The organism is Streptomyces sp. ActVer (genome assembly GCF_027270795.1).
Lineage (GTDB): Bacteria > Actinomycetota > Actinomycetes > Streptomycetales > Streptomycetaceae > Streptomyces > Streptomyces umbrinus_A.
In genome coordinates, this window is sequence record NZ_JAPWHT010000528.1 from 1 (window position 1) to 6697 (window position 6697).

General features: G+C 70.4%; 5 protein-coding genes and 1 pseudogene. 3 read left to right on the forward strand and 3 right to left on the reverse strand.

The genetic code is table 11. From position 1 onward, the window contains the following. Positions 1-859 (reverse strand): hypothetical protein (locus O3Q52_RS46360; protein WP_269654497.1); only part of this gene is annotated, 859 nt, incomplete at its 3' end. A 209-nt stretch (positions 860-1068) separates the two neighbouring features. Here O3Q52_RS46360 and O3Q52_RS46365 point away from each other — a divergent pair. Beyond that, the gene (locus O3Q52_RS46365; RefSeq protein ID WP_269654498.1) at positions 1069-3648 is read left to right on the forward strand and encodes a M14 family zinc carboxypeptidase; all 2580 of its coding nucleotides are present in this window, start codon (positions 1069-1071) and stop codon (positions 3646-3648) included. Between the two features lie 39 nt (positions 3649-3687). Continuing rightward, positions 3688-4201, forward strand: a pseudogene (locus O3Q52_RS46370) (hypothetical protein). Positions 4202-4462: 261 nt separating this feature from the next. Here the strand turns inward: O3Q52_RS46370 and O3Q52_RS46375 are convergent. Together O3Q52_RS46375 and O3Q52_RS46380 are read right to left on the reverse strand one after the other, a co-directional pair. Then, a complete protein-coding gene (locus O3Q52_RS46375; protein WP_269654499.1) occupies positions 4463-4882 on the reverse strand; it encodes an organic hydroperoxide resistance protein in 420 nt (139 codons plus the stop codon). A 106-nt stretch (positions 4883-4988) separates the two neighbouring features. Further along, a complete protein-coding gene (locus tag O3Q52_RS46380; RefSeq protein WP_269654500.1) occupies positions 4989-6011 on the reverse strand; it encodes an NADP-dependent oxidoreductase in 1023 nt (340 codons plus the stop codon). Between the two features lie 116 nt (positions 6012-6127). Between O3Q52_RS46380 and O3Q52_RS46385 the strand changes: the two genes are divergently transcribed. Further along, a complete protein-coding gene (locus O3Q52_RS46385) occupies positions 6128-6592 on the forward strand; it encodes a MarR family winged helix-turn-helix transcriptional regulator (protein ID WP_269654501.1) in 465 nt (154 codons plus the stop codon). Positions 6593-6697 lie beyond the last annotated feature (105 nt).

The following is a 6697-nucleotide window of genomic DNA, read 5'->3' on the forward strand; positions in this document are numbered from 1 at the left end:
CGGGATGGACCGCCACCACAACCCCCCGCTCCCCCGCAGGCGACACCGCCGCGGAAACCCGCACCGCCCCGGCCCGAGCCACCCTCCCCACCCGCGACGCGGACACCAGCAGCAACGGCTGAATCCGCTCAAGGCCGGACACCACGAACTCCTCCCCCGCGACGAGCAGGGGACGGCCGGCCTTCAGGCCGGCGGCAGCCGCCTCCGTGAGGTCCGCCAGCGGCGGCAGAGCCGCCCGCACAACCCCCGCCCCCACCGCCGCGGCCCGCTCGGCCAACGCGACCTGCAACGGCACCAGCGGAGCGAGCGCCGCGGTCAACGCGTCGGCGATCCGCCGCAGTTCCGGGGACGAGTCCCGCAGAACATCCGCCGCGGCCCGGATCAACGGCGCGAGCGCGAGGAGCACACCCGCCACCACCCCCGCCCCCGCGGGCAGCAACGGCGAGGTGGCGTCCACCAGTTCGCCCAGCGCCTCCGCGGCCTCCTCCACCGCGGGCTCCACCGCGTCGAGGACAGGCAGCAGACTGTCCCCGAGCGCCGTGAGCAGCGCCTGCGCGGGCTCGCTGACCGGATGAACGGCGAGCGGCGCCCCACTCGTCCCCAGCCGCGTCAACGTGTCCACGATCCGGTAGAAGGCCTCCTGGGCCTCCGGCGACGCACTGGCCTCGGCCAGCTCGGCAGTCGTCTGCCGCAGCACCCGCAGCACCTCCGCCCCCGAACCGTCCCTCGGATCAAAGGTGTTGATCGCGATACGCGTGATGTTCCCCGCGGTGTCGAGCAGTTGCCCGGTGATGTCGGTCGTGTTCCGTGCGATACGCGCCACGTCGTCCCTGCTGGGGAGCGACGGAATCGTTGCCATGGACTCTCCTCGCCTCACGCACACACACGCCCGAGCCGGCCCGCCGGGGTCGCACTCAGCATGCCCCTCCACCCACCCCGGGACCCACCATCGGCGACAACCCGTGGCACCGGTGACGGCAACGCCCTCTTGTTGCACGTGAGTCGAACAGGTAGACCTCCGCGTACCGATGTCCAGGCATGTCCACAGCAACTCCAGCGGAGGTACGCGTGCGCCTACCGAGACCCGCCCTGATCGCCACGGCCACCGCCACCGCGGCGGCGGCGCTCCTGCTCACCCCGAACGGCGCCGTGGCCGACCCCACGCCCCGGCCCGAATCCCAGCCCGCATCCCCGGTCCGCGAGGGCTCAGGCCTCTCCGATCCCTCCGACCGGTCCGCTGCCAAAGCCCCGGAGGGCACCACCGACCGGGCCCTGACCACCCCGGTCACCGAGCTCACCGACGGCACCGGCACCGCCGGAGGCACCCGCGGCTACCCCCGCGAGCAGGTGCTCACCCCGGACCCGGAGAACCCGGCCGACAAGTCCATCAAGCTCGGCCTCACCCCGTACCACGCCATCGCCCCGAAGCTGAACGCGCTCCAGCGGCTCGGCGACCGGGTGAGCGTGGAGGTCGCGGGGCGCTCGGCCGGCGGCCACCGTCTCTATCTGGTCACCGTCACCGCGCCGGAGTCCACGCGCCAGGCCCGCGCCCAGGAACGTATGCGCGAACTGATCGAGAACGCGCCCTCGGCCGCCGCCAAGGACCCGTCGGTCAAACGCACGTACAAGACGCCCGTCTTCTTCAACAACAACATCCACGGCAACGAGTGGGAGGGCACGGACGCTGCCCTCAAGCTGATCGAGAAGCTCGCGACGGCCCAGGACCGGACGACCACCGACCTTCTCGCCCGCAACCGCGTGTACTTCAACATCACCGCGAACCCGGACGGCCGTATCGCCGGCACCCGCGCCAACGCCAACGGCTTCGACCTGAACCGTGACTTCGTGACCGCCTCGCAGCCCGAGGTCCGCGCGATGCGCCAGATCGCGATCGACAAGCAGCCGGCCGTCATGGTCGACCTGCACGGGTACGTGAACGGCACGCTCATCGAGCCCACCACTCCCCCGCACGGCGAGAACTACGAGTACGACCTCTTCCTGAAGAACACCTACGCCAACGCCCTGGGCATGGAGGCCGCCGTCAACGGCCTCGGCTACACGCCCGCCAAGGACGGTGTGGAGCCCGCCCAGATCCCGTTCCGGGACCAGGAGGAGGGCTGGGACGACTGGCCGCCGATCTTCACCCCGCAGTACATGCCGTTCCACGGCACGGTCGCCGCGCACACGGTCGAGTTCCCGATGGCGGTGAACAACGACGAGTACGACGACCTGCCCGTCACCGAGCTGCGCCGCCGGTCGGCGATCAACGTGGCCATCGCGGGCGCGGCGATGCGCGCGAGCCTCGACTACACGCGGACCCACCGCACTTCGCTCATCGCCGACCAGATCGAGGTCTTCCGGCGGAGCGTGACGGGCGCCGCGCAGGTCCCGGTGTCACCGGAGACCGTTCCGGGCGTGCCGGGCATCGGCCCGGAGGACGTCTACACGACCGACTTCCCGCGCGCGTACGTGATCCCGGCAGGCACGAAGGCACAGCGCTCGGCCACCGCCGCGGCCCGGCTCGTCGACCACCTGCTCGCCAACGACGTCCAGGTCCGGCGCGCGACCAAGGACTTCAGGCTCGGCGGGAAGGCGTACGCGAAGGGGTCGTACGTCGTCGACCTGCGCCAGCCCAAGCGCGGCATGGCCAATGTGATGCTGGCGGACGGACGGGACATCAGCGACAAGGTGTCGGTCATGTACGACATCTCGGGCTGGAGTCTGGGCCGGCTGTGGGGCGCGACCGTCGACACCGTACGGACGTCGAAGCTCTCCGTGCCGGACCGCCCGGTCCACGAGGCCACGAACGTCGGTTACGTGGCGCCTCGCGGCACGCTCCGGCTGCGGCTCGGCGACGCCCGTGAGATCGCGGCCCTCAACTCCCTTCTCACGGACGGGGTTTCGGTACGCCGGGCGGCCGACGGCAGTGCGATCGTGCCCGCCTCGGCCCGTGCGAAGGCCGTGGCCCTGGCGAAGAAGTACGACGTGGCCTTCGACGCGACGAAGTCGACCGGCACCGCCCCGTTCCACCGCGTTCGGGTCGCCGCGGCCGTCACGCCCGGCGAACTGTTCGCGCTGCGCGAGATGAACTTCGACGTCACGCCCGTCTCGACGGCGATCCTCAACGCGGGCTTCGACTGGTCGAAGGCGGACGTCCTGTTCGCCTCCGCCGGTCTGAACCACGCGGGCCTCAACACGGCCGCACGCGCCGCCCTGGACGCCTTCCTGGCCCGCGAGGGCCTCGTCGGCCGCGGAGCGACCGGAGCGGCCCTCAACGCCGCCACCGGGCTCCTCGCGTTGAAGCCCGTCGAGGGCAACGGTGACGCCAACGGCGTTGTGCGCGTGGTCAATTCGAGCGGCGGAGTGACCTCCGGCGCCCCGGACCACAGCTTCGTCTACGCGCCGCTGTGGTTCACGGACCTCGGCCCCGGGGTCCGGGTGGAGCAGTCGTACGCGGCCGGGAACCCGCTCGTGTCCGGGCACTGGCGTGCCCTGGAGGACGGCAGCGGTGGTCCGGCGCAGGCCGCGGGCCGGGCCTCGGTGGTCAGCGGTCCGCATGCCGTCCTCTTCGGCACGGAGCCGCTGTTCCGTGATCATCCGAAGGGGCAGTTCCCACAGGTCGCGCGTGCTTTGCTGACAGTGTCCTGAGGAACGTTCCCAGGGCACCGTGACACGAGGAGAGTACGGATGGCGCAGGAGATCCACGGCACCGTCGCCGAAGGCTTCGAGGCGGTGCGCGAAGAGTTCGCGTCCGTCGTCGCCGCCGAACGCCCGGACTACGCGGGCCAGTTGAGCGCGTACGTACGGGGGCGGCGGGTCGTCGATCTCTGGACCGGCGCGGACACGTACGGCGACACGCTGTTCGGTGTCTTCTCCTCCACGAAGGGGGCGGCCCATCTGGTGGTCGCCCTGCTCGTGCAGGACGGCACGCTGGAGCTCGACCGGGAAGTGGCCCTACGACCTGATTGCCCGCGCGCACAAGTCGTACGGGCTCGGGTTTCAGGCCACGGCCGACATGTGGCATCCGTTTTTGGGGGCCGGGGCGTTCGGGCACAGCGGGGCCGGGGGATCGCAGGGGTTTGCTGATCCGCGGAGTGGGCTGGCGTACGGGTATACGCGGCGGCGCGGTGCGTTTCCTGGCGGGGCCGCGCCGGAGAATCAGCGGTTGGTTCGGGTGGTTCATGAGGGGGCGCTTTCTTGAGCGTCCCCTCATGAACCGGGGGTTGTGTTGAGGGTGCGGGGTGGTGGGGGCTGGTCGCGCAGTTCCCCGCGCCCCTGAAAGCACCGGTGCCGAGGTGTTTGTCGGGTGAGCGTTGGTCTCGGTTGCTCGCGCCGTTCCCCGCGCCCCTGAAAGACCGGTGGCCGGGGCCGGTTGTCGCGTGACCGTCCGCTTGGGTTGCTCGCGCAGTTCCCCGCGCCCCTGACGGGCGCGGTCTGTCAGGTCAGGTCAGGTCAGGTCAGGTCAGGTCAGGGTGACTGTGATGTTGCCCGCGGTGGCCTTTGAGTACGGGCATACCTGGTGGGCCTTTTCCAGGAGGGCCCGGGCGGTGGCGGGGTCTGCGTTCGGGATGTCGGCGGAGATCTCGACCATGAGGCCGAAGCCGTCGGCGTTCTTGCCGATGCCCACCTTCGCGGTGACGGTCGAGCCGGTGATGTCGGCCTTCTCCTGGCGGGCGACGACGGCGAGGGCGCCCTGGAAGCAGGCGCTGTAGCCGGCGGCGAAGAGCTGCTCCGGATTGGTGCCGGTGCCGCTGCCGCCCATTTCCTTGGGCGGGTTGACGACGACGTCGAGCGTGCCGTCGTCGGTCGCGACGCGGCCGTCGCGACCGTTCTCGGCGGTGGCGACGGCGGTGTAGAGGACGTCGGTCTGCTGGATGGACATGCGGTGGCTTCCTCCTTGGTCCGCCACGACTCGCGCCCACGACCCGCGACAGTTTCGGAAAGAAGTTACCGCATGTCGGAAGTTCAGCAGAAGCCCGGAGTCGGCCTCAGAGCTTGACGATCATCTTTCCGGTGTTCTCGCCGCGCAGGACGCCGAGGAACGCCTCCAGGTTGTTCTCGATGCCCTCGACGACCGTCTCGCGGTACTTGAGCTCGCCGGAGGCGACCCAGGGGCCGACCTCCTGGACGAACTGCGACTGCAGGTCGTAGTGGTCGCCGACGAGAAGGCCCTCGATGCGGCCGCGGGTCGCGATGAGGCGGGCGAGGTTCTTCGGGCCGGGGGCGGGCTCCGTGTTGTTGTAGACGGAGATCATTCCGCAGATCGCGATACGGCCGTGGAGGTTGAGGGAGCCGATCGCGGCCTCCAGGTGGTCACCGCCGACGTTGTCGAAGTAGACGTCGATGCCGTCGGGGGCGGCCTCCTTGAGCTGCTCGCTCACGGAGCCGTTCTTGTAGTTGAAGGCGGCGTCGAAGCCGTACTCCTCCACCAGGAGCTTGACCTTCTCGTCGGAGCCGGCGGAGCCGATGACGCGCGAGGCGCCCTTGAGCTTGGCGATCTGCCCGACCTGGCTGCCCACGGCTCCGGCCGCGCCGGACACGAAGACGGTGTCGCCCTCCTTGAAGGAGGCGGTGCGCAGCAGGCCCGCGTACGCGGTGAGGCCGGTCATGCCGAGGACGCCGAGGTACGTGCTCAGGGGCGCGGCCCCGGGGTCGACCTTGACGGCGCTCTTGGCGTCGAACGTGGCATGGTCGCGCCAGCCGAAGAAGTGCAGGACGCGGTCGCCGACCGCGAAACCCTCGGCGTTCGAGGCGATGACCTCGCCGACGGCGCCGCCCTGCATGACCTTGCCGAGCTCGAAGGGGGCGGTGTACGACTTCGCGGCGCTCATGCGGCCGCGCATGTACGGGTCCACGGACAGGTACTCGTTGCGCACCAGGACCTGACCCGGGCCGGGCTGCTTCACCTCGGTCTCGACCAGGGCGAAGTCCTCGGGCTTCGGCCAGCCGACGGGGCGGCTGACGAGGTGCCATTCGCGGCTGGTGGCGGGGAGGACAGGGGTGTCGGTCATGGGAGGGCGCCTTTCCGTGGGGACAGCGGCTCTGAGGTCGCAAATACTTCAGTACCTGAAACAACAATGCGCCTGAATGTTTCATGATGTCAAGTAACGGAGGTAGCCTGGAGCGCATGTCCACGCAGAAGACTCCCCGGATCGACCCTCTGACGCTCGAGGTCGTCGACCTGATCGGCACGGTGGTGGCGCGTTACCACGAGGAGTACGAGGAGGCGGCGGCGGAGCATGCGCTGACCGGGGCGCAGGCCCGGCTGCTGAGTCTGCTCTCGCTGGAGCCGTTGCCGATGCGGCGGCTGGCTCAGAAGCTGAAGTGCGAGCCGTCCAATGTGACCGGGATCGTGGATCGGCTGGAGGCGCGGGGGCTGGTCGAGCGGCGGCCCGATCCGGCGGACCGGCGGGTGAAGCTGGCGGCGGTCACGGTGGAGGGGTTGGGGGTTGCCTGGAGTCTGCGGGATTCCCTGCGGTTCGCCCGGGAGCCGCTTGCGGGGCTTTCGCGGGAGGAGCGGGTGTCTTTGCGGGGGTTGCTTCTGCGGATGCTGGACGGCTCCGCCGGGGTGGGCGGACGAGGCAGTTCTTAGGCCGCGGGCCGGTGGGGGCTGGTTGCGCAGTTCCCCGCGCCCCTGAAAAACCGGGCCGTACGTCGCGTGACCGTCGGCTTCGGTTGCTCGCGGAGTTCCCCGCGC

Bases quoted from the DNA above. Each gene is read 5' to 3' on its own strand.
- O3Q52_RS46375 (WP_269654499.1), bottom strand. From the start codon at position 4,882: ATGTCCATCCAGCAGACCGACGTCCTCTACACCGCCGTCGCCACCGCC.
- O3Q52_RS46380 (WP_269654500.1), bottom strand. From the start codon at position 6,011: ATGACCGACACCCCTGTCCTCCCCGCCACCAGCCGCGAATGGCACCTC.
- O3Q52_RS46385 (WP_269654501.1), top strand. From the start codon at position 6,128: ATGTCCACGCAGAAGACTCCCCGGATCGACCCTCTGACGCTCGAGGTC.